Source organism: Paeniglutamicibacter sp. Y32M11 (assembly GCF_019285735.1).
In the GTDB taxonomy this organism is placed as follows: domain Bacteria; phylum Actinomycetota; class Actinomycetes; order Actinomycetales; family Micrococcaceae; genus Paeniglutamicibacter.
Genome location: NZ_CP079107.1, coordinates 2,242,139 through 2,264,718, shown reverse-complemented (window position 1 = coordinate 2,264,718; position 22,580 = coordinate 2,242,139). Strand labels below are relative to the sequence as shown.

15 protein-coding genes, 2 tRNA genes and 1 pseudogene are annotated in these 22,580 nt (G+C 60.4%); 10 read left to right on the top strand and 8 right to left on the bottom strand.

The features are described from left to right. Window positions 1-41: 41 nt before the first annotated feature. From KUF55_RS09975 to aceE, 4 genes are all read right to left on the bottom strand, one after another. Window positions 42-1,097: a beta-ketoacyl-ACP synthase III gene (locus KUF55_RS09975; RefSeq protein ID WP_132357850.1), complete on the bottom strand. Its 1,056-nt coding sequence runs from the start codon at window positions 1,095-1,097 to the stop codon at window positions 42-44. A gap of 14 nt (window positions 1,098-1,111) precedes the next feature. Continuing rightward, window positions 1,112-2,035, bottom strand: coding sequence for an ACP S-malonyltransferase (locus tag KUF55_RS09970; protein WP_132357848.1), 924 nt, complete (start codon window positions 2,033-2,035; stop codon window positions 1,112-1,114). 77 nt (window positions 2,036-2,112) lie between these two features. Then, on the bottom strand, window positions 2,113-3,378 hold the full coding sequence (locus KUF55_RS09965) for a CdaR family transcriptional regulator (RefSeq protein WP_218816526.1): 1,266 nt from the start codon (window positions 3,376-3,378) through the stop codon (window positions 2,113-2,115). A 251-nt stretch (window positions 3,379-3,629) separates the two neighbouring features. Further along, window positions 3,630-6,377: a pyruvate dehydrogenase (acetyl-transferring), homodimeric type gene (gene aceE, locus KUF55_RS09960; RefSeq protein WP_218816525.1), complete on the bottom strand. Its 2,748-nt coding sequence runs from the start codon at window positions 6,375-6,377 to the stop codon at window positions 3,630-3,632. Between the two features lie 373 nt (window positions 6,378-6,750). Between aceE and KUF55_RS09955 the strand changes: the two genes are divergently transcribed. The 3 genes from KUF55_RS09955 to KUF55_RS09945 all read left to right on the top strand — a co-directional run bounded on the left by KUF55_RS09955 (window position 6,751) and on the right by KUF55_RS09945 (window position 7,813). Beyond that, window positions 6,751-7,125: a DUF3052 domain-containing protein gene (locus tag KUF55_RS09955; RefSeq protein WP_132360975.1), complete on the top strand. Its 375-nt coding sequence runs from the start codon at window positions 6,751-6,753 to the stop codon at window positions 7,123-7,125. Between the two features lie 4 nt (window positions 7,126-7,129). Next, a complete protein-coding gene (locus tag KUF55_RS09950) occupies window positions 7,130-7,624 on the top strand; it encodes a redoxin domain-containing protein (protein ID WP_255556952.1) in 495 nt (164 codons plus the stop codon). Window positions 7,625-7,737: 113 nt separating this feature from the next. After that, a tRNA-Val gene (locus tag KUF55_RS09945) sits at window positions 7,738-7,813 on the top strand. Window positions 7,814-8,124: 311 nt separating this feature from the next. Here the strand turns inward: KUF55_RS09945 and KUF55_RS09940 are convergent. Further along, window positions 8,125-8,835 carry a TetR/AcrR family transcriptional regulator gene (locus KUF55_RS09940; RefSeq protein ID WP_218816524.1) on the bottom strand — a complete coding sequence of 237 codons (711 nt, stop codon included), beginning with the start codon at window positions 8,833-8,835 and terminating at the stop codon, window positions 8,125-8,127. A 104-nt stretch (window positions 8,836-8,939) separates the two neighbouring features. On the opposite strand from KUF55_RS09940, the gene KUF55_RS09935 reads away from it, so the two are divergent. Both KUF55_RS09935 and KUF55_RS09930 read left to right on the top strand, forming a co-directional pair. Continuing rightward, window positions 8,940-10,154: a glycosyltransferase gene (locus tag KUF55_RS09935; RefSeq protein ID WP_132360971.1), complete on the top strand. Its 1,215-nt coding sequence runs from the start codon at window positions 8,940-8,942 to the stop codon at window positions 10,152-10,154. Between the two features lie 171 nt (window positions 10,155-10,325). Further along, window positions 10,326-10,398, top strand: a tRNA-Val gene (locus KUF55_RS09930). Window positions 10,399-10,598: 200 nt separating this feature from the next. Here KUF55_RS09930 and KUF55_RS09925 read toward each other — a convergent pair. Continuing rightward, window positions 10,599-10,784: a CsbD family protein gene (locus KUF55_RS09925; protein WP_132357840.1), complete on the bottom strand. Its 186-nt coding sequence runs from the start codon at window positions 10,782-10,784 to the stop codon at window positions 10,599-10,601. 294 nt (window positions 10,785-11,078) lie between these two features. Here KUF55_RS09925 and KUF55_RS09920 point away from each other — a divergent pair, with 294 nt between their 5' ends. From KUF55_RS09920 to KUF55_RS09905, 4 genes are all read left to right on the top strand, one after another. Continuing rightward, entirely contained in the window at window positions 11,079-11,594 is a 516-nt protein-coding gene (locus tag KUF55_RS09920; RefSeq protein WP_132357838.1) for a gluconokinase, read from the top strand. Window positions 11,595-11,664: 70 nt separating this feature from the next. Beyond that, complete coding sequence (locus tag KUF55_RS09915; protein ID WP_132357836.1) at window positions 11,665-13,068, top strand: GntP family permease; 1,404 nt, start codon at window positions 11,665-11,667, stop codon at window positions 13,066-13,068. 25 nt (window positions 13,069-13,093) lie between these two features. Further along, window positions 13,094-13,867: an SDR family oxidoreductase gene (locus KUF55_RS09910; protein WP_218816523.1), complete on the top strand. Its 774-nt coding sequence runs from the start codon at window positions 13,094-13,096 to the stop codon at window positions 13,865-13,867. After that, complete coding sequence (locus tag KUF55_RS09905; protein WP_255556950.1) at window positions 13,860-14,897, top strand: L-idonate 5-dehydrogenase; 1,038 nt, start codon at window positions 13,860-13,862, stop codon at window positions 14,895-14,897. Before KUF55_RS09910 ends, KUF55_RS09905 begins: the two co-directional genes overlap by 8 nt. Before the next feature lie 126 nt (window positions 14,898-15,023). Here KUF55_RS09905 and KUF55_RS09900 read toward each other — a convergent pair whose 3' ends face one another. Further along, window positions 15,024-15,749, bottom strand: a complete 726-nt coding sequence (locus KUF55_RS09900) for a FadR/GntR family transcriptional regulator (RefSeq protein WP_218816521.1) — start codon at window positions 15,747-15,749, stop codon at window positions 15,024-15,026. 213 nt (window positions 15,750-15,962) lie between these two features. Here KUF55_RS09900 and gndA point away from each other — a divergent pair, with 213 nt between their 5' ends. Beyond that, window positions 15,963-17,402, top strand: a complete 1,440-nt coding sequence (gene gndA / locus KUF55_RS09895; protein WP_218816520.1) for an NADP-dependent phosphogluconate dehydrogenase — start codon at window positions 15,963-15,965, stop codon at window positions 17,400-17,402. Window positions 17,403-17,562: 160 nt separating this feature from the next. Here the strand turns inward: gndA and KUF55_RS09890 are convergent. After that, window positions 17,563-21,987 (bottom strand): annotated as a pseudogene (locus KUF55_RS09890) (ExeM/NucH family extracellular endonuclease); the annotation flags it as partial. Window positions 21,988-22,580: the final 593 nt, after the last annotated feature.

Here is a 22,580-nt window from a genome sequence, read left to right as displayed (position 1 = left end):
TGCGCGGTCCGAATGATGGGTTGAATCCCTGAGACTAAAGCCTAGGGCAGGACAACAACCTGAGCGCCAAAGACAAGCCCGGCGCCAAATCCAATTTGCAGAGCGAATCCACCGGAAAGCTCGGGGTTCTCCGTGAGCAGACGGTCCATGGCCATGGGGATGGAAGCAGCCGAGGTGTTACCACTCGTGGCGATATCGCGGGCGATAACCACAGACTCGGGGAGCTTGAGCTGCTTGGCCATCTCATCGATGATGCGCATGTTGGCCTGGTGGGGGATGAATGCGGCAAGATCGGCGGCGGTGAGGCCGGCCTTCTCCAGCGCAAGCTTGGCCATCTTGGCCATTTCCCATACTGCCCAACGGAAGACCGTTTGGCCATCTTGGCGCAGGGTCGGCCACAGCGTGGCCTCGGTGGCCGCCATCAGGGAGGCGCCTTCCGGGGACGACTCGGCCTGCAGGACAGCATCGCGCAGGTCAAGCTGTGAGTGGGTCATGCCGATGGCGTTCCACTTTGAGCCGTCCGAGCCCCATACCGAGGGGGAGATGCCGGGGATGTCCGAGGGACCAATGATGACGGCGCCTGCGCCGTCGCCCAGCAGGAAGGAAATGGTGCGCTCGTGGTTGTCGATGACGTCCGAGAGCTTTTCGGCGCCAACGACCAGGACATACTCGGCCATACCGGAACGCACCAGCGCATCGGCCTGGGCGACGCCGTAGCAGTAGCCGGCGCAGGCGGCGGAGATGTCGAACGCCGGTGCCGGGGTGGCACCAATGCGATCGGCCAAGGCAGATGCGGCCGACGGGGTGGCGTACGGGAAGGTCACGGTCGAGATGATGACGGCACCAAGCTGGCTGGCTTCAATCCCGGCCGAGGCCAGCGCCGAACGTGCGGCTCCCTCAGCCATGTCCAGCAGCGAAGTATTAGCATCGGCGCGGGTCCGAGTCACAATTCCGGTACGCTGCTGGATCCACTCATCCGAGGAGTCGATCCACTGGCAAACGTCCTCGTTGGTGACAACGACGTCTGGGCGGAATGATCCCACACCGTGGATGCGGCTGAATTCGCGAGCCGTGGTCTGATTCATCACTGCAGTCATGATTCGGGGACTTCCTATGCTTGGGTATGTTCGAGCACGAAGGCGCGAGCGGCTTCGAGATCTTCGGGGGACTTCAGCGCGAGGGTGGGGATGCCCTTCAAGCCGCGACGGGCAAGGCCCACGAGAGTTCCGGCCGGCGGCAACTCAATGATGCCGGTGACGCCCTGTGCCGCGAGTTGTTCCATGCACAAATCCCAGCGGACCGGGCGTGAAACCTGCGCGACCAGCGAAGCCAGGTTCGCAGTACCGTCGGCTACCGGCTGTCCATCAAAGTTAGAGAGCAACGGGGTGGACGGGTCATTGGCAACCAAGGAATCGGAAAGTTCCTCAAGCACGGTAACGGCCGGGGCCATGTGGTGGGTGTGGAATGCTCCGGCAACCTTCAGCGGAATGACTCGAGCCTTGGCCGGAGGATTGGCGGCAAATGCTGCAATCTGCTCCAGCGTGCCAGCGGCAACAATCTGTCCACCGCCGTTAGCGTTGGCCGGGCTGAGTCCGGCGGCCAGGATGGCCGCGTTGACTTCCTCAGCGTCACCGCCCAAGACGGCAGCCATGCCGGTGGGGGTTGCTGCGGCGGCCAGCGCCATGGCATTAGCGCGTTCACGCACGAAGACCATCGCGTCTTGTTCGGAAAGGGCTCCGGCTAAGGCGGTTGCAGTGATCTCTCCAACCGAGTGTCCCGCAACGATCGAATTCTGCGGCAGTGAATCGCCGAACAGCGCTCGGGCCGCGATCAGGCCGGCGGCCACGATTAATGGCTGGGCCACCGCCGTGTCCTTGATGGTCTCTTCATCGGAGACCGTCCCATGGGCGGTCAGGTCGCGCTCCGTGATGGCGGAAAGTTCTGCCAGGTGTTCGGAAACACCGGGAACTTCAAGCCACGGAGAAAGGAATCCGGGGGTCTGGGAGCCCTGTCCAGGGCACACGATTGCTAGCACTATTCCAGCTTTCCAAAGATATTGCTCGCGACGGCTGATTTCGCACACCGACTTGACGGCATGGTTTTGTAGGAAGTCTACAAGGCGGTTGAGGCCTTCCGTGGCACCGCCTGCCGCGTTTCGGGCATGTTTTCCGACGTTTCGGTATCCAAACGACCGACGACCAAGGCGGTTTGGAGCACAAAGGCTTCACGCGGCACCAGCGGATCCCACCCCGTTACGTCGCATACTCGTTTGAGTCGGTAGCGCACGGTGTTGGCGTGGACAAAGAGCTCACGTGCCGTGCCTTCCAGCGAATGACCGAGTGAAAGGTAGCTCGAGAGTGTTTCAAGTAAACCGTTGCCGGCCTTAATGAGCGGGTTGAAGATCCCGGCGACTAGGGCTTGGCGGGCCTCCACGTCGTTGTTCATGACACGTTCGGGCCACAGATCGTCCGCGTCCACGGGCCGCGGAGCAAGTGGCCAGGCCTTGGCCGCAGCGATCCCTGCAAAAGCTGCCTTCGCGCAGGTCGAGGCCTCTTTGAGGGTGGGAGCCAGGGGGCTGTAAACCACCGGTCCGTCACCGAAGAAGGAAGCCAGCCGATCGAGGCCGGCACGGTCCGCCTCCACACCACCGAGCATCAGAATCGCCCGTTCGCCGTGGACACCTACCAGGGAGTCGCGGGCATATCGTGCGGCGGCTCGACGGAGTTCACTCACAAATCCCACCTGTGAAGAAGCGGGGGTGGCACCAATCATCACGAGGATGTTTTCGTGAGATTTCCACCCGACCGCGGCAATGCGTGAGCGCAGGGAATCCTGCGATTCGCCGCGCATCACCGCATCCACCACCAGTGCCTCGAGGCGTGAATCCCAGGCGCCCCGGGTCTCCGCGGCTCGGGCATAAACGTCAGCTGCGGCAAAGGCGACCTCTCGCGAATAGCGCAACACTGCCTCGCGCAATTGTGTGTGTTCGGCCTCCGGTGCGATGTCCGGAACCTGAGACTCAACAACTTCCACGATGGTGCGAATCAGTTGGAGTGCCTTTTGCAGGCTGATCGAACGGGTGAGCTCCGTGGGAGCCGCGCCGAAAACGTCGTTAAGCACCCACTGGGGTGAGGTGGTGGGTCGCTCGTACCAAGAAACAAAGGAGGCAATTCCCTTTTGCGCCACGAGACCGAGGGCTGCGCGTTCTTCGGGAAGTAGACCCCGATACCAGGGCAGTGACTGATCAAGGTGTTTTAGTGCCACGGTGGACAGGACGCCCAAATGCTGTTTGAGCCGTTTGAGGGTTTCCGGGCTCGCTTTTGCTTGCCGGAATGGTCGAATCCTTTGTGTTGAATTCGACGTTTGCTCATTACTCATGGAACGAGCATACGCATCATCGAGCCAGTGAACTATTTTGTAGACTTCGTACAACGAGCGCGGAGCTACCGTCGCGAACGCGGCCGGGAAAGCATTGTGGGTCGCATCACTAGCGTGTCGTCCACTGATCGATCAAGGCCAGTCGATCTACCGGAAGGAAAATTCGCATTTCGGGGGTTTAAAAAGGCGGTGGCGTGGATTCCCCGTCAGGGGAGAACCACGCCACCGCCAATTTTGGTAGCCGTCAGTGGCTAGGCGTCGCCGCCCGCATTGCCGCTGGTGCCGGCGCTGACTTCGTCAAGCTTGTACTTGGCGAAGGCAGCTGCTGGTACGGATGCGTCTACTTCGCCACGCTTGGCGAGCATCTGCAGTGTGCGAACTACCACCGAGTGCGCGTCGATCTTGAAGAATCGGCGTGCAGCGGCTCGGGTATCGGAGAAACCGAAACCGTCGGCGCCCAGGGTGGCGAACTCGTTGGGCACAAACTGGCGGATCTGGTCCGGCACGGCCTTCATGTAATCGGTGACGGCAACAATCGGGCCGGTGGCGCCGGCGAGCTGCTGAGTCACAAATGGAACGCGTACCTCGGCGCCCGGGTTCATGAATGCTTCTTCCTCGCAAGCGAGGCCGTCGCGGCGCAGTTCGTTCCACGAAGTGACCGACCAAACATCTGCCGATACGCCCCAGTCCTCGGCCAGCAAGCGCTGAGCCTCGATGGTCCACGGCACGGAAACGCCCGAAGCGAGCAACTGCGCGCGCGGTCCGTCAACCTTGGCAGGGGAGACCAGGTAGATGCCACCGAGGATGCCGGCAACGTCCAAGTTCTCCGGTTCCTTGGGCTGCTGGTACGGCTCGTTGTAGATCGTGATGTAGTACATCACGTTCGGGTCCTCATGCTTGCCGCCGTACATGCGTTCCAGGCCGGCCTTCATGATGTGACCGATCTCGTATCCATAGGCCGGGTCGTAGGTAACGACTGCCGGGTTGGTGGAGGCGAGAATCGGGGAATGACCGTCAGCGTGCTGCAGGCCCTCACCGGTCAGCGTGGTGCGTCCGGCGGTGGCGCCCATGATGAACCCGCGGGTCATCTGGTCACCGGCTGCCCAGAAGGCATCTCCGGTGCGCTGGAAGCCGAACATCGAGTAGAACACGTAGATCGGGATCAACGGTTCGTCGTGGGTTGCGTACGAGGTGCCAGCGGCCGTGAAGGCGGCCACGGCGCCGGCCTCGTTGATACCCGGGTGGATCAGCTGACCCAGCGGGGATTCCTTGTAGGCCAAGACCAGTTCGCGGTCCACGGACAGGTAATTCTGTCCATCCGGGTTGTAGATCTTCGCCGTCGGGAAGAATGAGTCCATGCCGAAGGTGCGCGATTCATCGGGAACGATCGGCACTACTCGCTTGCCGAAGTCCTTATCTCGCATCAAGTCCTTGAGCAAGCGCACGAAGGCCATGGTGGTGGCCGCCTGCTGCTTGCCGGAACCACGGGCTGCAACCTCGTAGGCCTTGTCCTCCGGGAGGTGAATTTCCTTGGAGACCACACGACGAGACGGAACCGAGCCACCCAGGGCGGTACGGCGTTCCATCATGTACTTGTACTCGTTCGAGTCCTGCTCCGGACGGTAGTACGGAGGCAGGTACGGGTCGGCTTCAAGCTGCTCGTCCGTGATCGGAATACGCAGGTGATCGCGGAAGGCCTTGAGGTCCTCCAGCGTCATCTTCTTCATCTGGTGCGTCGCGTTACGAGCCTCGAAGTGCGGGCCCAGGCCGTAGCCCTTAACGGTCTTGGTCAGGATGACCGTCGGCTTGCCCTTGAACTCGGTGGCTGCCTTGTAGGCGGCAAAGACCTTGTGGTAATCGTGGCCACCGCGCTTGAGGTTCCAGATTTCGTCGTCGGTCAGTTCCGCAACCAATTCCTTGGTCTGCGGGGACTTGCCGAAGAAGTGTTCGCGGACGAAGGCTCCGTTTTCGGCCTTGTACGTCTGGTAATCGCCGTCAGGGGTCTGGTTCATGATGTCGACCAGCGAGTTGTCTTCGTCCTTGTCGAGCAGGGCATCCCACTCGCGTCCCCAGATGACCTTGATGACATTCCAGCCCGCACCGCGGAAGAAGGCTTCAAGTTCCTGGACGATCTTGCCGTTACCGCGCACCGGTCCGTCGAGGCGCTGCAGGTTGCAGTTCACGACGAAGGTGAGGTTGTCGAGCTTTTCGTTCGCGGCAAGCTGAAGCAGGCCACGAGATTCCGGCTCATCCATTTCGCCGTCACCAAGGAAGGCCCAGACGTGCTGGTCGGAGGTGTCCTTGATGCCGCGGTTCTGCAGGTAGCGGTTCGACTGCGCCTGGTAGATCGCGTTCATCGGGCCAATGCCCATGGACACGGTCGGGAATTCCCAGAAGTCAGGAAGCGAACGCGGGTGCGGGTAGGACGGCAAGGCATGACCCTCGCGGGACTTTTCCTGACGGAATCCGTCCATGTCGTCTTCGCTCAGGCGGCCTTCGAGGAAGGCACGAGCGTACATTCCGGGGGACGCGTGGCCCTGGAAGAAGACCTGGTCGCCTCCGCCCGGGTGTGACTTGCCGCGGAAGAAGTGGTTAAAACCAACTTCGTACAGGGTCGCGGCGCCTGCGTAGGTGGAAATATGGCCACCAACACCAACTCCGGGGCGCTGGCCGCGGTGCACCATGACCGCTGCATTCCAGCGCATGTAGGCGCGGTAGCGACGTTCAACCTGCTCGTCGCCCGGGAATTCGGGTTCCTGGTCCACCGGGATGGTGTTCACGTAGTCCGTGGTGGTGACCATGGGGACGCCCACGCTCTTGGCGCCTGCGCGCTGCAGCAGTGAACGAACAATGTATTGGGCACGTTCGGTGCCCTGCGTTTCGACCAGATCATCGAAGGACTCAATCCATTCGGCGGTCTCCTCCGGATCTCGGTCAGGCAACTGGCTAGTCAAGCCGCTGCGGATGTGAGAAATATGTTCCTCTACAGCCACGTCCATCTTCTCCTCGTTATGGGGTACAGCGGGGACTGCGGAAAGAACTCAATTTTGCATGTCTCGTGCCGCAGTGGCGGTGCAAGCGCCAAAGTGTGGCCCGTTCCCCAAGGGTGGTTGGTCGCGGACCGCCGGTTACACTCTAATGCGCATGAGCGTCCAAAACGTATCCGGGCACAGCTCATGCGACGTTTTGGAGTTACACAACCACTGCGCCGAGAGCCAAAATGGGTCGAAGTCATCACTATTTCGGCGTGTTGAGGCCTCTGCGCTTGATGAAGGCGCAAAAAGGGTGTTTGGTTGTAACCAGACGCTATACAGCAGCAGGAGGAGTGACGTGAGCGACGCCGCAACGGCAAAGCATGAAGCCGCACAGAAAATGGGCTTCAAAGACGGGGACCTGATCCAGGAACTCGGGTACGACGACGATGTGGACTTTGATCTGCGCGATTCCCTAGAGGACGCAGTGGGTTCAGAACTACTGACTGAGGAAGACCACGAAGTTGTGGACGGAATCATCTACTGGTGGCGCGAGGACGACGGGGATCTTATTGATGCTCTGGTCGATTCGTTGGTCAACCTAGATGAGAAGGGCGTTGTGTGGCTCTTGACCCCGAAGCCGGGTCGAGACGGTCACGTGGCACCCGGAGTAATCCAAACAGATGCCCCCACCGCTGGTCTGCACGTGACCAACACCGAGGGTGTTTCCGAGGATTGGTCGGCCACCCGACTTGTTGCGCGCCGCAAGAACTAGCGCTGTGGGTTCACCCAACCCTGTGTCGGGGAATGATTCCTTGGCGCCATCGGCCGGTGAAACGGCCCCAGGGTTTGCTCTACATAATCAGCACGGGGAACTCATCGAGTCCCGAGGGCTGGGGGAGCAAGCCTATTTTCTCGTTTTCTATCCCTTCGCGTTTTCTGCGGTCTGCGGGTCGGAACTTGAAGAGATTGAAAAGGTTCGTGATGAATTTGCCGCACGAAATGTCCGCTTTCTGGCCATTTCTGTGGACCACAAATTCGTCTTGCGGACCTACGCGGATCAGGCCCACTTCGGGTTTGACCTGCTGGCCGATTTTTGGCCACATGGTGCAGTTGCCTCCAGCTATGGGGCATTTAATCCTGAATCTGGCGCGGCGACGCGCCACACGTTCCTCATACAGCACGAGTGCGTAGTGGATTCGTTTAGTTCACCCATCCATCAGGCGCGCGCCATCGCGCGCTATCGACAGGCGTTGGACCTACTCACCTCATAGTTGTCGAAGAATCTTTGCGTCTATTTCGACAGCTCGGGCAGGTACACCGCCACCTTCATATTCTTGTCACGAACGCTTCGGCGGGCTAGCACCCAATGAACTCAGTAGTGCCAGGGCCTTTAGCTCAGCTGGTAGAGCGTCACGTTTACACCGTGAATGTCATCGGTTCGATCCCGGTAGGGCCCACCAATTCCTCGGTGTCCAATAGTTCCCGATTTCGGGACGAGGTCAGTCCTCGGGCATCACCCCACCTGTGTAGGGGTTTGCGCGGTGAACCAGAGTCAGATCAATGTCGGCCAATTTTAGTCCGGCGGGATCGATTTTTCTTCTACGGCCGCAATACACACTGCTTCGGCAATACACCGCCGTCCAGTGACATTTATCAACTCACCGGTGTCTTGCACTCCCAATGTTCCCCGCTCGTGGATTACACGTCGGATTTCGCGACCTGCCGCACCTTGCTCGAGCGGGCGCCCATGTGGCAAAACTTTCTGGTGCCCTCAGCTGGAACCGCCGGAGAACTGTCGCTCCGCTCCCGCGAGGTAGTTTGTGATGACGATGTCGAACATGTCATCAGGGTGCTCGGGTTCATGTTCGCCGGTGAATGCCGCAGACAGTAGGGGATAGTCACCACTGAGCATAAGTTCGGAGAGGTACTGGTGACGGGCGTTGGCGCCCGCTCGTTTCAGCTCGGAGTTGTTGGTGGATGAGAGCTCATTCTGTACGAATGCGGAGGTTATGGCCGTCATCATGGCCACCGTCTGCAATTTCACCGGTCCGGGCATATCCACCAACTCCACCGCGGAGAGGGCATGCTCCAAATATTGCAGAGCATTAGGGCCCATAGAGGGGCGGGTCAGCAGCAGGGGAGCCAACCACGGGTGCCGATGCATGATGGCTCGGGCCTGCCGCGCCAAGTCCAAAAGTCGGATCCCAGGTTTTTTCGACGAGGGGTCAAGTGCGTATTCACCACTGACCGTGTCAATCATGAGTTCCACCAGCTCGTCGTGAGATTTCAGATACCGGTAGAGGGACGCTGAGCCGGACCCGATACCAGCTGCCACGCGCCGGATGGAGACCGCCGGTAGTCCGTCCCTGTCTGCGATGTCGATCGCCACCGCGGCAATACCCGCTCGTGAGTGCTCTGGCTTTGGCCCAACACCGGTACGCTCCGGCCGCAGCCAGAGATCTATGGGGTCATGAGAGGGCATGACAGTTTCGCCTTTCCTTTGAACACCCGCGTTAGGTGCTGTAACCATTCCACTATATTCTTAATTGCGAACAGTGATCGCAGTCAATGGAAACGAGGGATGGCATGAGAGTGCTCATGATTGCGCCAGGTACCCGGGGCGATGTTGCACCGATGGCCGGGCTCGGCAGCAGGCTAAAAACCTTGGGCTTTGACGTTGCTATCGCAGCGAACGCCGCCTATGGGCCGTTGGTCACCGGGGCTGGCTGCGATCACCACGAACTCCCCGGCGACATGAGCCATCTTGTTAATCCGGCCGAACCGGGGAAGAAGGCCACCGGATCCGATCTGCGCAGGTACATGCGTGAACTCGGTGACTACATGGATCTGGCCGCCACCGGAACATTGGCCGCGGCCGAGGCCGGCGCCGATGTGATTCTGGCCAACGCCATCGCTCCCTACGCCTACGACGTTGCGGAGGCGTATGGCATCCCCGCCATCGGCGCACACCTGCAACCGATTGAACCCAGTACTGCCTACCCGCCAGTGGTTCTCGGAACTGCCCGAAGCTTGGGTTCGGCCGGAAATAAGCTGCTCGGTTCGCTGATCTCCGCAGGAAAAGCACCCTATGACGCCCCGAGCGCCCGAATCCGCCTGTTGCTTGGATTGCCCCAAAGGACGAGGGCAGCATCCGAGCGCGCCCGGAGGAGGGCGAATGCGCCGGTACTTCACGGCTTCAGCTCCACAATATTTCCCCGTCCGACGGACTGGCGATCTGGGCTCGCCCTAGCGGGATACTGGTGGCCGCAGATCGAACCGGGGTGGCAGCCATCGGCGGAGCTCCGTGATTTTCTCTCCGACGGGCCACCCCCGGTCTTCATTGGCTTCGGAAGCAGTGAGGCGCTAGAGGCCGACTTTATGCTCGACGTCGCGCGTCGTGCGGGCGTACGCGCGGTACTGCAGGGTGTCGACGGGGTCTCCGACCCCGGAATCATCAGCGTCGGGTCTGTTCCGCACGAATGGTTGTTTCCTCAGATGGCTGCGGTGGTCCACCACGCCGGCGCCGGAACCGCGGCGGCGGGGTTGCGCGCCGGCGTACCCACGGTCAGTGTGCCGATCTATACCGACCAACCGCTCTGGTCGACCCGGATTGCTTCCCTCGGTGCAGGCCCGCAACCTGTTCCGTACAAGATGCTCACCACCGAACGCTTGGCCGACGCCATCACCCAGGCCACGACGACGTCCAGCTACGCTGCGCGAGCGCAGCAACTGGCGGCAGCCCTGGCAACGGAAGACGGCACCGCTCCGGTGGTAGCAGCACTGCGCGCTGCGGCTCGGTAGGTCCAGCGCGCTTGGAGAATCAGCTGTATTTCCAAGGTTTATCGGCTTCTTTCATCCAGAATTTGCCCGCCCAGGGAGTGCGATTTGCCAAGTCAGGGATGTGTGTACTAGAGTATTCTCTTGTTGCAACGCAGTCGTTTGAAACAAAGCAAGCGAATGTTGTTGTACTGAGGGCCTTTAGCTCAGCTGGTAGAGCGTCACGTTTACACCGTGAATGTCATCGGTTCGACCCCGGTAGGGCCCACAGACAAGTTCCCTTGCGGAAAGATGAAAATCTTTCCGCAAGGGAACTTTTTCGTTTAAGAATCAGGTGCTGATTTTGACACCACTGGCTTGTTACCTGGGGAGAGGCTCGCTGGGGGGGTGGATCTGCCTTAAAGCGTTTCGGCGCCCCACGAAGCCGGGGCGCCGAAAAGTTGATTCATTCTGCTTTATCTACCGAGGCTAGCCGCCGAAAACGTCCTTGGCAGCGTCCTGAACATGCTCGCCGGCCTGCTTAGCCTTCGCAGCGGCCTGCTCCTTGATGCCCTCGGCCTCAAGAGATTCGTTGTTGGTGACGTCGCCTAGCTTTTCCTTGGCGCCGCCGACAACTTCCTGTGCCTTGTTGCTGATCTTGTCTCCGAGTCCCATTACTGAATTCCCTTCGTCGATCCTGCATGTACACCACCACGTTATGAAGCGAACCTTGGAGCTTGCTGGGTAGAGGCTCAGGTGTCGCTCAAACACTACCTAACTAGGGCCTTTCCGGGTCGCTGCAGCACTGATATTCCGGGGAAGCTGAGGGGTCGAAACAATCTCGACAGATTGCTGCATCAATCCGGTTGACACACGCCGCGGAGTCGACCTAGTCTGTATAAATCATATTTATGTCGGATATCACGTTCTTATGTCCGACATTACCCTTGGTTCCACGATGGAGTGACGATGAACAGCGCTGCCTACCCGCCCATGGTTGTAATGGGAGTTTCCGGATCCGGAAAATCTACGGTAGGGCGCCTACTGGCTGACAAAGTCGGTTCCGTGTTCATCGACGGCGACGACCTGCATCCCGTATCCAACAAGGAAAAAATGGCCGCCGGACACCCACTTAACGACGGTGACCGTGAACCATGGCTATCCACCATCGGCGACGCGCTCTTCGAGAGCACGAACGACGGCGCTCCGGCGATCATCGCCTGCTCGGCCCTCAAGCGTAGTTACCGCGATCTCCTGCGCCGCCATGAACCATCCACCGTCTTCGTTCACCTCAGCGGTGCGAGTGAGCTCATTCAGCACCGCTTGGACGAACGAAGCCACGAATACATGCCGCCGACGCTGCTCGCATCACAGCTGAGCACCTTGGAAGCCATCGAGGCCGACGAACCCGCCATTGAAGTTGATGTCCGGCTCAGCCCCGAAGATATCGTCGACTTGGTGGCCCTGAACCTTTCTGCCAAGTAGTACCGCTCTACCGCGGAACCGACCGGTTCCGACACCGCCACCGTCACACCAACACCTCTGAAGGACGAAGATGACCGACGAGTTAGTCATGAACTGGACGCTGGGTACCCCAGCGCTTCTCGCCATAGCAGTGGGAGCGATCCTGCTACTGCTGCTTTTCATCATTAAGTGGCGCATCCACGCATTTGTGGCGCTGGTAGTCATCTCGCTGCTAACGGCAGTGGCAACCGGAATCCCGGTGGGACAGATCATTCCCACACTCACCGGAGGCTTCGGCGGCACCCTTGCCACCGTGGCCCTGCTGGTTGGCTTGGGCGCCATGCTCGGCCGCATGCTCGAGACCAGCGGCGGCGCCGAGGTCTTGACCAACGCGCTGATCAACAAGTTTGGCGAAAAGCGCGCGCCGCTAGCACTGTCGGTTGCCTCGCTACTCTTCGGCTTCCCGATCTTCTTCGACGCCGGCCTTGTGGTCATGCTCCCGATCATCTTCACCGTGGCACGCCGGCTGGGCGGATCATTCTTGGGCTACGCCTTCCCGGCAGCCACCGCCTTCTCGGTCATGCACATCTTCGTACCCCCGCACCCGGGTCCGGTTGCAGCCTCGGGACTGCTTGAGGCCAACGTTGGTTTGGTTCTGTTGCTGGGCCTCGTCGTTGCGCTGCCCACCTGGTTCTTTGTTGGACACCTCTTTGGCAAGTACGTGGGCCGCAAATACAACATTGCCATCCCGGACATCTTGGCCGGTTCGGCCAAGGAAACCCACGACTTCGCCTCCAAGCCGTCGCTGGGCACCGTGGTGACACTTCTGCTGCTTCCCTTGATCTTGATCTTCATGAACACCGGCCTGAACACCTTGGCCTCGGCCGGAGTTGTTGACAAGGGCACCCAGTGGGTTCAGATCCTTCGCCTCATCGGTGAAACCCCCGTCGCACTGCTGATCACCGTCCTGTTGGGCATGTTCCTGTTGGGTTACAAGCAGAACAAGGACAAGACCCTCGTTGAAACCGTGGTTGACTCCGCGCTTGGCCCGGTATGTTCCATCATCCTGATCACCGGCGCCGGTGGCATGTTCGGTGCGGTACTGCGCGCCGGTGGCATCGGTGACGCGGTGGCCGACTCCTTGGACGCTCTCGGTTTGCCGATCATCGTCGCGGGCTTCATCATCGCCGCTGTGGTACGTGTCGCCCAGGGTTCGGCTACCGTCGCGCTGACGACGGCCGCGGCCATCATCCAGCCGGTGGTGGTGGGAAACGCCGATCTGAACTCCATCGAAGTTGTGGCCATCGTCCTGGCACTTGCCGCCGGTTCGGTCTTCGCCGGGCACGTCAACGATTCCGGCTTCTGGCTGGTCAGCAGGTTCTTCGGTATGGACGTGAAGACCACCTTGAAGGTATGGACCGTCGGTCAGGCGTTGGTGGGTGTTGTTGGTTTCGCCATTGCGTACCTGATCTTCGCCGTCGCCGCAGCGTTCTAACTTCCACCCACACGAAGGAGTGATGATGGGCAGCAAACTGTTTGACCTGACCGGACGCATCGCGCTGGTTACCGGGTCTTCGCGCGGTATCGGTAAGGAACTGGCTAAGGCTTTGGCCGATGCGGGTGCCACCCTGGTGCTGCACGGACGTAATAGCGAAACCCTGGCGGTTACTACCACCGAGTTCCAAAAGAGCTACGGCACCGAACGGATCTTCTCCTACGCCTTTGACGTCACCGACGAGGCAGCCGTGGCAGCAAATATCGCCGCCATCGAAGCCGAGGTAGGTCCGCTACGGATCCTGGTAAACAATGCGGGCATTCAACACCGCGAACCGATGCTGGAACTCGCCCTGAGCGACTGGCAGCGTGTACTGGACACCAACCTGACCAGCGCATTCCTGGTGGGCCGCGAGGCAGCCAAGGGCATGCTCAAGCGCGGAGAAGGCAAGATCATCAATATCTGCTCCGTGCAGACCGATCTGGCTCGACCCACCATCTCGGCCTACACGGCGGCCAAGGGTGGCCTGCGGAACCTCACCCGCGCCATGACCGCCGAATGGGCCGGAAGTGGACTACAGATCAACGGCATTGCGCCGGGTTATATTCACACGGAGATGACCCAGAATCTGGTGGACGATGAAAAGTTCAACTCCTGGATCCTGGGGCGTACCCCGGCGGGACGCTGGGGCAGTGTTGAAGACCTCGCCGGACCGGCCGTATGGCTGGCCTCGGACGGCTCAAACTACATCAACGGACAAACCATCTTCATCGACGGAGGGATGAGCGTTGTTGTCTAACACCACCGCCACCGCGGTCGTTGCCCACGCCGCGGATGACCTGCGGATTGAAAGTATCACCGTCAGCGCCCCGGCGCCCGACGAAGCGCAAATCGAGATCGCCTACGGTGGCATCTGCGGTTCGGATCTGCACTACTGGATGCACGGGGCAGCGGGTGAATCGATCCTGAAGGCTCCGATGATTCTTGGTCACGAGATCGTCGGCGTTGTCCGTGTTGCCGCGGCCGATGGAAGTGGACCGATCGCGGGAACCGCCGTTGCCGTTCACCCGGCCACCCCCGGTGGAACCGGTGCCCGCTACCCTAAGGAAAGCCCGAATCTGTCTCCGGGCTGCACCTACCTGGGGTCTGCCGCGCGCTACCCCCATACCGAGGGAGCGTTTGCCAGCACGGTAAATCTTCCCGCACGGATGCTGCGCGCCCTGCCGGCCAGGCTTTCGCTGCGTGATGCAGCGTTGGCCGAACCCGCGGCGGTTGCCTGGCACGCGGTCTCACGTGCCGGCGAGGTCTCCGGCAAGCGTGTGATGGTCATTGGCGCCGGACCCATCGGAGCCCTGAGTGTAGCGGTACTTGAACGTGCCGGTGCGAGCGAAATTATCGCGGTGGACATGTTTGATAAGCCGTTAGAAATTGCGGCGGCATCCGGCGCGACCTCCACCTTGAAGGCCGATGATCTTGAGGCCATCGCCGCGGTGGAAGCCGACGTGGTGATCGAAGCCAGCGGAAATTATCGCGGACTGGCCTCGGCCATTCGTGGTGCATGCCGCGGCGGCCGCATCGTCATGGTGGGTCTGCTGCCCTCCGGGGAGCAGCCGGCTCTGATCTCCCTGGCCATCACCCGGGAACTGGAGCTGGTGGGATCCTTTAGATTCAACAACGAGATCGATGAGGTGCTCCTGGCACTGGCCGACGGATCTTTGAATCTTGATGCGATCATCACCCACGAATTCGACGTTGCGGACGCGCTCGAAGCGTTTGCCGTGGCGAAGGACTCGGCGCAGTCCGGCAAGGTACTGCTGAAGTTCACCTAGTCACTTCGGTCCGGGCCAGTTGGCCTGAGGCCAGAACACCACAGGCGACATTCAATTCCTCACTCATGGGGGAGTCGAATGTCGCCTGTGGTTTAAGCTCGACGCGCGGACGGGGATAAGTCGCGGTTAGCGGACGGGGCGGGGGAAAAGGCGGGGCTTATGCGCCCACACCTCATAAATTTCTAGCACGGTTCGACGCATGATCAATTCCATGGATTCCCGGGCCCGCTTGGGATCGTGGGCCGAGATCGCGTCCGCGACCCCCTGATGCCAGGCCAGCGCCTCCTCATGAGGATGTTCGGGCATCAAGCCGAGCTCGGTGCGCCCACGCAGCGTTTCGCCAATGGGATGGGCCAGATTGGCGAACATCTCGTTACCCGAGGCCGCCAAAACCAACGCATGAAAACGGATATCGAGTTCCAGGAACGATTCGAGATCTCCCTCGCGGCCGGCATGGCGCATCTGGGCGGCGAGGTTCAGCAGTTCCGCGCAAAATTCCGCCGGGGCATGCTCGGCAGCAAGTTCCGCGGCCATGGGTTCCACCGCCACCCTTAACTCGGTCAGTGAACGCAATTGCGCACCCTGACCTTCGGAGGCCAGACGCCAGCGGATGACCAGTGGATCAAAGGGATTCCAGTGTTCCGCTGGTTGCACCTTGATGCCCACCCGTTTGGTTGAAACCACTAATCCGGCAGAGGCAAGCACCCGCACCGCCTCGCGAATCACCGATCGCGAGACGCCCAACTCATCTTCCAGCTCGGAGGCGAGGACAACTTCTCCGGGGAGTACAGACCCATCGATGATGCGGCTTCCAAGGTGGTCAACGGCTTGTTGATGCAGGCTAATGGGCATGAATCAACCCTATCGCTAAAACTCTTAGCAAACCGGCGGCGAAAGGCGCATCAATGCGCGTCATCTCGGGGCAATTTATGCCAACGAAGCGTGTTCGTCTGGCCTTGGGAGGTGCGAACAAACTAAAGTAGGTAGAAGTCACGGAGCCGTGTCCCCGGTGCTCGTTGTGCCGGTCATGCCCGGCTCAACATAATCGCAACCGATGGAGACTTCATGCCTGCACAGATTGGCGTCACCGGCCTAGCCGTCATGGGCGCAAACCTCGCCCGTAACTTCGCACGTAACGGTTACACCGTTGCCCTGCATAACCGTTCAGTTGCCAAGACCGACGCGCTGCTGGCCGCCCACGGCGATGAAGGCGACTTCATCCGCACCGAGACCATGGAAGAACTCGTGGCAAGCCTTGAGGTTCCGCGCCGCGTCATGATCATGGTCAAGGCCGGCGGACCGGTTGACTCGGTCATCGACTCCCTGGTTCCGCTGCTCGAAGAGGGCGACATCATCATCGATGGTGGCAACTCCAACTTCCAGGACACCCGCCGCCGTGAGGCAGCACTGGCCACCAAGGGCCTGCACTTTGTTGGCGTCGGTGTCTCCGGCGGTGAAGAGGGCGCCCTGCTCGGCCCCTCGATCATGCCCGGTGGTTCCAAGGAGTCCTACGACGCCCTGGGCCCGATGCTCGAGAAGATCTCCGCCAAGGCCATCGACGGCGCACCGTGCTGCGCCTGGATCTCCACCGACGGTGCCGGCCACTTCGTGAAGATGGTCCACAACGGCATCGAATACGCCGACATGCAGGTTATTGGCGAAGCCTACGACCTGCTGCGCACCGGCGCCGGCCTTGAGCCTGCCGCTCAGGCAGCAATCTTCGAGGAATGGAACAAGGGCGAACTCGCCTCCTTCCTCATTGAGATCACCGCCGAGGTACTGGCCCACACCGATGCCAAGACCGGTTTGCCGCTGGTAGATGTCATCGTTGATAGCGCAGGCCAGAAGGGTACCGGCCGCTGGACCGTGCAGTCAGGCCTGGACCTGGGCTCGCCGATCTCCGCCATCGCTGAATCCGTGTTCGCCCGCGGCCTGTCCTCTCAGCGCGATCAGCGCGCCATCGGCCAGGAAGTCCTGGCCGGCCACGAGGTCGCCGTCGAGCTGGACGAGAACTTCGTTGAAGATGTGCGTCAGGCACTCTTCGCCTCCAAGCTGGTTTCCTACGCCCAGGGCCTGGACATGCTCACTTCCGCGGGCAAGGAATACAACTGGGACCTGAAGCTGGACGAGATCGCCTCGCTCTGGCGCGAAGGCTGCATCATCCGCGCGGCCCTGCTGGCCGACATCACCAAGGCCTACGCCGCGGACGAGAAGCCGGCCAACCTGCTCTTCGCCCCGGCCTTCGCCGAAGCCATCGCCACGGCCCTTCCGGCCTGGCGCCGCGTGGTTGCCACCGCCGTCCAGATGGGCGTGCCGGTTCCGGTGTTCTCCTCCTCACTGGCCTACTACGATGGCCTGCGCCGCAAGCGCCTGCCGGCCGCGCTGACCCAGGGCCTGCGCGACCTCTTCGGTGCGCACACCTACAACCGCATGGACGTCGAGGGTTCGTTCCACACGCAGTGGAGCGGCGACAAGACCGAAATCGAAGCAGAAGACACCCACTAGTCTTCACACTTCACACCTCTACGGGGTGGCAGCCTCCGTCCATGTGACGGAGGCTGCCACCCCGTTTGTATTTCCCCCCACGGAGCCCAGAGACGACGCTGCCCGCACCGCCCAGTGATGGCTGGGAGGTGCGGGCAGCGTCGACTAGGACCGGCAAGGACTAGGCGCAGGCCTTAACCTTCGCGGGACTCTGGCACTTTTCATTCGGGTTGATGATGCGCACCGGCAGCTTCACCGTGGTGCCGCTCGGGGCGGCCACAACGCTGATCATCCCGCCGGTGCGGGCATCGGCAGGAAGCCTGAAGGACACCACGGCCGATCCATCGCTCACACCCACCGTGTCAACCACGGTGCGCTTACCCTTCTGATCGGTGAACTCCACCACCACACTGGTGTTCTTGGGGCTACCCAGCGAGGTGAGATCCAGCTTGTTCAGCTTGAAGCTGACCGCTCCCTTGGCCTTCACGATTTCCGGATTCCCGATGACCTCCACACCACGGCGGGCAAAATCGGGGGCAATTGGAGATTCCTCCGAGCGCTCACCGAGGTAGTTGATCCACGCATCGCGGTCAATGAGACCCGAATCCTTGGTGTTAGTTCCCTGCGTAAAGACGCGGAAATTATCTCCGCCGGTGGCCAGGAAGCTGAAGGTACCTACACGGTAGGAACGCTCCATATCCAGCGGTTCACCATTAATCGTGACGGAGGTGATGTGCTGACCCATCGGACGGGTCGAATCGTAGGTGTAGTCCATGTTGGAGGACAGCCCCAGATTCAAAAACGGGCGGCTCGGGATCGAACCATCGGCATTGGTTTGCCACTGCTGTTCCAGCATGGTTTTGACCTGTGCTCCGGTCAGGGAGGTGGTCCACAGGTTGTTCACGAACGGCAATACCGCGTTGGCGTTGGCATAGGTGATGACCCCATCCTTCACGCCGTCGTTGCTGTAGCGCAGATCGGCGCGCAACCCACCGGGGTTCACCACACCGATTTCGGCTCCACCACTCTGCTCCGAGCTCAGCGCCTCCAGAATGGAGTCACCGACCAGGTTGCCCAGGGTGGATTCGCTGGAGCGATCGTCGCGGATGTATTTTCCGGTGACCGGATCAAGGGTCTGCGCGGTGGTGATGTCGGCGGAGATCTGACCCACCGGAACGCTACCGGCGATCTCGGCATCGGCCAGGGCCTTGTCGGTGATGACCTTGACGGCCTTAACCCGCGGGAATGCGGATACCAGGGCCGCATCATCGGTCTTGGTGCGGGCCACATTTTCCTGCGTGTAGGAGGTCACCGCGTCGGTAGCGGTATCCACACTCAGGGTGATCTGGCCAATGAATTCACCGTAGCTTCCGGTCTGGAGCACCGGACGAGTCTTCACCGCGGCGTCAGCAGAAACACCCGGGATCGCGGCGTCCCACGCGTACTGCTTGTGCGTGTGCCCCGTGAAGATGGCGTCCACCGATGAGCTGGTCTTTGTCACGATGTCCTGGAACGCACCAGCGGAGGCGATTTCCTCCTCCAAGGTCGCCTTCTCCGGAGTTCCCGCGCCGGCGCCCTCGTGGTATTCGGCCACAATCACATCGGCCAAATCATTATCGGTGATGTTCTTCGCGACGCGGTTCACTGCCTGAACGGGGTCCCCAAATTCCAGCATCGAGATCCCCGACGGAGTCACCAGTGAGGGGGTCTCCTGGGTGATGGCACCAATAATCGCGACCTTCACACCGTCTAGGGTGATGATCTTGTATTCATCAAGCACCGGGGTGGTGGTGCCCTGAGCGTAGACATTGGCTCCGAGGTAATCCCAGTTGGCGGCCTCGGTGACGCGTCCATCGAGGTCGGCGTAGCCCTTGTCGAACTCGTGGTTTCCCACGGCCGATGTCTGCAATTCCAGCGCGTTCAGCACGTCGATGGTGGGCTTGTCATCCTGAGATGCCGAAGCGAAGACGCTGGCGCCAATGTTGTCACCTGCGGAGAGCAGAGCGGTGTTGGCCGCTCCGGATGCTGCACGCAACTGCTCGACGGTACCGGCGAACTTTACCGTGTTGGCATCAATACGACCGTGGAAGTCGTTGATGTTCAGCAGATTGATCGTCTTGGTGCCCGATTCGCTGGAATCCATGGACAACCCAACTACCACCGGGTCGTGGTCGGATGCGGCAAACGCGGAGGGGGTGTAGAAATCCGTCGCGTTGTACTGGTAACGGCTGTATCCCATGGCGATGGATTCGGCGGAGTTAATGTTCCAGATATCCGCTCCGGTGATCATCTTTTCGGCGGCCGGTGATGCCAAGACGTGGTCAAGGGAACCGACCATCCCGCCGTAACTATAGGAATGCTTTCCCGTTTTGGGATCCTGATCAACATAACCGGCATCGGTCATGACCTTGATCGGATCTTCAAAACCGTAGGCGTTGAAGTCCCCCATGAGCAGCACCTTGTCGGTGCCCTGGTCCGCCTGCAACTGGGTCGAGAAGGCAACGAGCGCCTCGGCCTGAGCCGTGCGGGCCAGGTTAGAGTTGCCCTGTCCCTGATCGGTGTCATTGCCGATCGCCGAGCCCTTGGATTTGAAGTGGTTCACGATCAGCAGCACCTTGGAGGCATCCTCGGCACCAACCAGCTTGAAGGACTGTGCCAAGGGCTGACGGGCGATGCCGGTGAAGGCCTCGTCATCAAGAATCACCGAATCGCCCACTGGCTCGGCGACGTTCTTCTTATAGATGTACGCGGTGCGAATGACGTCTTCGACCTCAACTGCGGGTCGTTGGTCGGCCGCGGGGGAGCGAACATAGTCCCAGACTCCCGGTGTCGCCGCATTCAGGGCATCAACGAGCGTGGAAAGGGCGCTGTCGCGGTCCTTGCCAAACTTGGCGGAGTTTTCGATTTCTTCCAGCGAGAGAACGTCTGCACCGGAGGCGTTAATGCCAGCAACGATCTTGTCTTGCTGGCGGAGCAGATTCTCGGCATCGGCGGCACCGCGCTGGTCGCAGCCACCGCGCACGCTGATCTTGTTGCCGTTGTAGTCGGTATAGAACTGGCAGGCGGGGTCCTTGTCACCGGTTTCGGTGAAGTAGTTCTGCACGTTGAAGGAGGCAACCTTCAGATCCCCACCCACCGGCTGGGGAGCGTCCTGTCGGTTATTTCCGAAGACGATGGGCTGCACCGATCCGGCATTGGCCGGGGTGAGCGCCTCCAAGGGCTGGAATTTGTAGGCATTATTGCGGTTATCGAAGATGACCGGGGCCGTGAATTCGGCGGTGGACCCAATACGCATCGGTGTTTCCTGGCTCAACCAGGGCAATGGAACTACCGAGCCACCGGCACTCAAGAAATTGGTGCTGGCACCGTCATCAAGTTTGATGGCGCGTTCGGCATTCTCGGTGACGGCTGCGGTGTAGTCTGCCGAACCGTAGGGTGCCACGGCGGTGGGCTGCACCAAGGGGGTTTTACCCGTCGCCAAGCCAAGTTCGCCGTAGTTATTAAGCGTGTAGTTATCCGTGATGGTGAAGTCGCCCTGTGGAGCTACCAGCATGCCCTCAAGGGTTTCGCGCTTTTGCACGGAGGTTGGCACCGAGATGACGGCGGCCTTCACCTCGGAGGTGGCTTCCGATAGTCGTGTCATGCCACCGGCGGGGACGTCAATTTCGGTGGTGGTTGCCGTGTCAGAGGCGCCGCCGAATTCCTTCACTAGGCCCGTTACCTGAACATAGTCGCCGATTTTGACGTCGGCGTCGGTGGCCGGGGAGTACACAAATACTCCGGCGGAGGCCTTGTGAGTTGCCATGTCCAGGTCACCGCCGGTACCCGGTGTTTGGATGAAGTATCCGTTGAAGCCACCGGTGGGGTAGGCAGCGGTGACCTTACCCGTCGTCGTGACGGTGGTACCGACTAGGGGGCTGGTGGCTCCTTCGCCCTGAATTTCGGCGATTGTTTTTGTTCCGGAGTCCGCCGGCGGTGGGGGCGGTTCGTCACCACCACCGGTGCCAACGGGTGTGGGGTCGGCCCGGGTAAAGTCCGCGGCGTTACTGTCCGTATCGGCAAAATCGGTGCGGTTCAGCGAGGTGCTCACGCTTGCCGCCGAGGATGCCGCAGTTTCAAAAGTGTTCGACGAACCGTAGCCGAGTAGGTCAACGATATTAGCGTTGCCGACCAGTGATCCCGTGGCCAGATCCGCAGGAAGTCTGCCAGCCTGGTCCGAGAGGATCAAGGTTCCGCCGCCACCGGCAAAGGAGAAGCCACTTGCATCAGCATCGCTGGTGGGAATGTCCCTGCCTACAACGCCGTTGGAATTTCCCTTGATCAGGAAATAGTCGTTGGCCTTGATGGTGCCCGAAAGTGTGGCCAGCCCGGTGGGTGCTACTTGTCCGGTGGACGAGCGATATTGCAAGGACCAGCCGGTGAGGTTGATATCGGCACTCGTGGGGTTGTACAGCTCTACGTACTTGTTCTTGTAGCTAGCATTGGCACTGCCGCCGTTGACGTAGGCCTCATTGATGATCACATGCGGAGTTTCCGCTGCCGCTGCGGTCGGAGCTTCAGAGACAGAAGGTGATGCGGATGCGGATGTAGGTTCAGAAGCTGAAGCCGAGGGAGCGGTAGTAGCCGATGCCGCTGGGGCCTGATATTCAGAAGCAGAAGCAGAAGCAGAAACAGAAGCAGAAGTCGTTGTTGCGGATGCTGCTCCGGGGGAGGCCAGGGCCGGTGGGATCGCTACCGGGGCCACGGCTAGGCCGAGGGCTAAAGTGGCCCCAAGTCCCGCCTTAATTAAGTTTTTCCTCGTCATTATTCCAACTCTCGAGAGTGTGGGACGCGTTGGCGCCGTGAGTGATGATGGAGTGTATTTTGCTAACTGGTCAGGTACTTTACATCGACAAGTCATTTGACCTGCACCGCAGTCATGTAGTTCAGCCAAACACACTGAAATGAATCCTTCATGAATAATTCACAGTGGTCAAGGAAATTGCCGGGGCTTTTTCTACACGGAGGTATCTGGGGCGGATCGCTGAACCACGCGCATGATCCTGTGTTTGGCTCACTCGGCATCGACTCGAACGCCGGAAAATAGTCGTGCTATGAAGTTGCCTTATCGACGGCTACAGTCTCACCGACATCCCGAGCGAAACTTCTAAATACACAACGGCACGGTGTTGTCTGGGGTGTAGTTTCTGATTGCTCAGC

Coding starts and splice junctions, on each gene's coding strand:
- KUF55_RS09940 (WP_218816524.1), bottom strand. CDS start 8,835: ATGCCCTCTCATGACCCCATAGATCTCTGGCTGCGGCCGGAGCGTACC.
- KUF55_RS09955 (WP_132360975.1), top strand. CDS start 6,751: ATGGGCTTCAAAGACGGGGACCTGATCCAGGAACTCGGGTACGACGAC.
- aceE (WP_218816525.1), bottom strand. CDS start 6,377: ATGGACGTGGCTGTAGAGGAACATATTTCTCACATCCGCAGCGGCTTG.
- KUF55_RS09910 (WP_218816523.1), top strand. CDS start 13,094: ATGGGCAGCAAACTGTTTGACCTGACCGGACGCATCGCGCTGGTTACC.
- KUF55_RS09900 (WP_218816521.1), bottom strand. CDS start 15,749: ATGCCCATTAGCCTGCATCAACAAGCCGTTGACCACCTTGGAAGCCGC.
- KUF55_RS09935 (WP_132360971.1), top strand. CDS start 8,940: ATGAGAGTGCTCATGATTGCGCCAGGTACCCGGGGCGATGTTGCACCG.
- KUF55_RS09965 (WP_218816526.1), bottom strand. CDS start 3,378: ATGAGTAATGAGCAAACGTCGAATTCAACACAAAGGATTCGACCATTC.
- KUF55_RS09975 (WP_132357850.1), bottom strand. CDS start 1,097: ATGACTGCAGTGATGAATCAGACCACGGCTCGCGAATTCAGCCGCATC.
- KUF55_RS09925 (WP_132357840.1), bottom strand. CDS start 10,784: ATGGGACTCGGAGACAAGATCAGCAACAAGGCACAGGAAGTTGTCGGC.
- KUF55_RS09920 (WP_132357838.1), top strand. CDS start 11,079: ATGAACAGCGCTGCCTACCCGCCCATGGTTGTAATGGGAGTTTCCGGA.
- gndA (WP_218816520.1), top strand. CDS start 15,963: ATGCCTGCACAGATTGGCGTCACCGGCCTAGCCGTCATGGGCGCAAAC.
- KUF55_RS09915 (WP_132357836.1), top strand. CDS start 11,665: ATGACCGACGAGTTAGTCATGAACTGGACGCTGGGTACCCCAGCGCTT.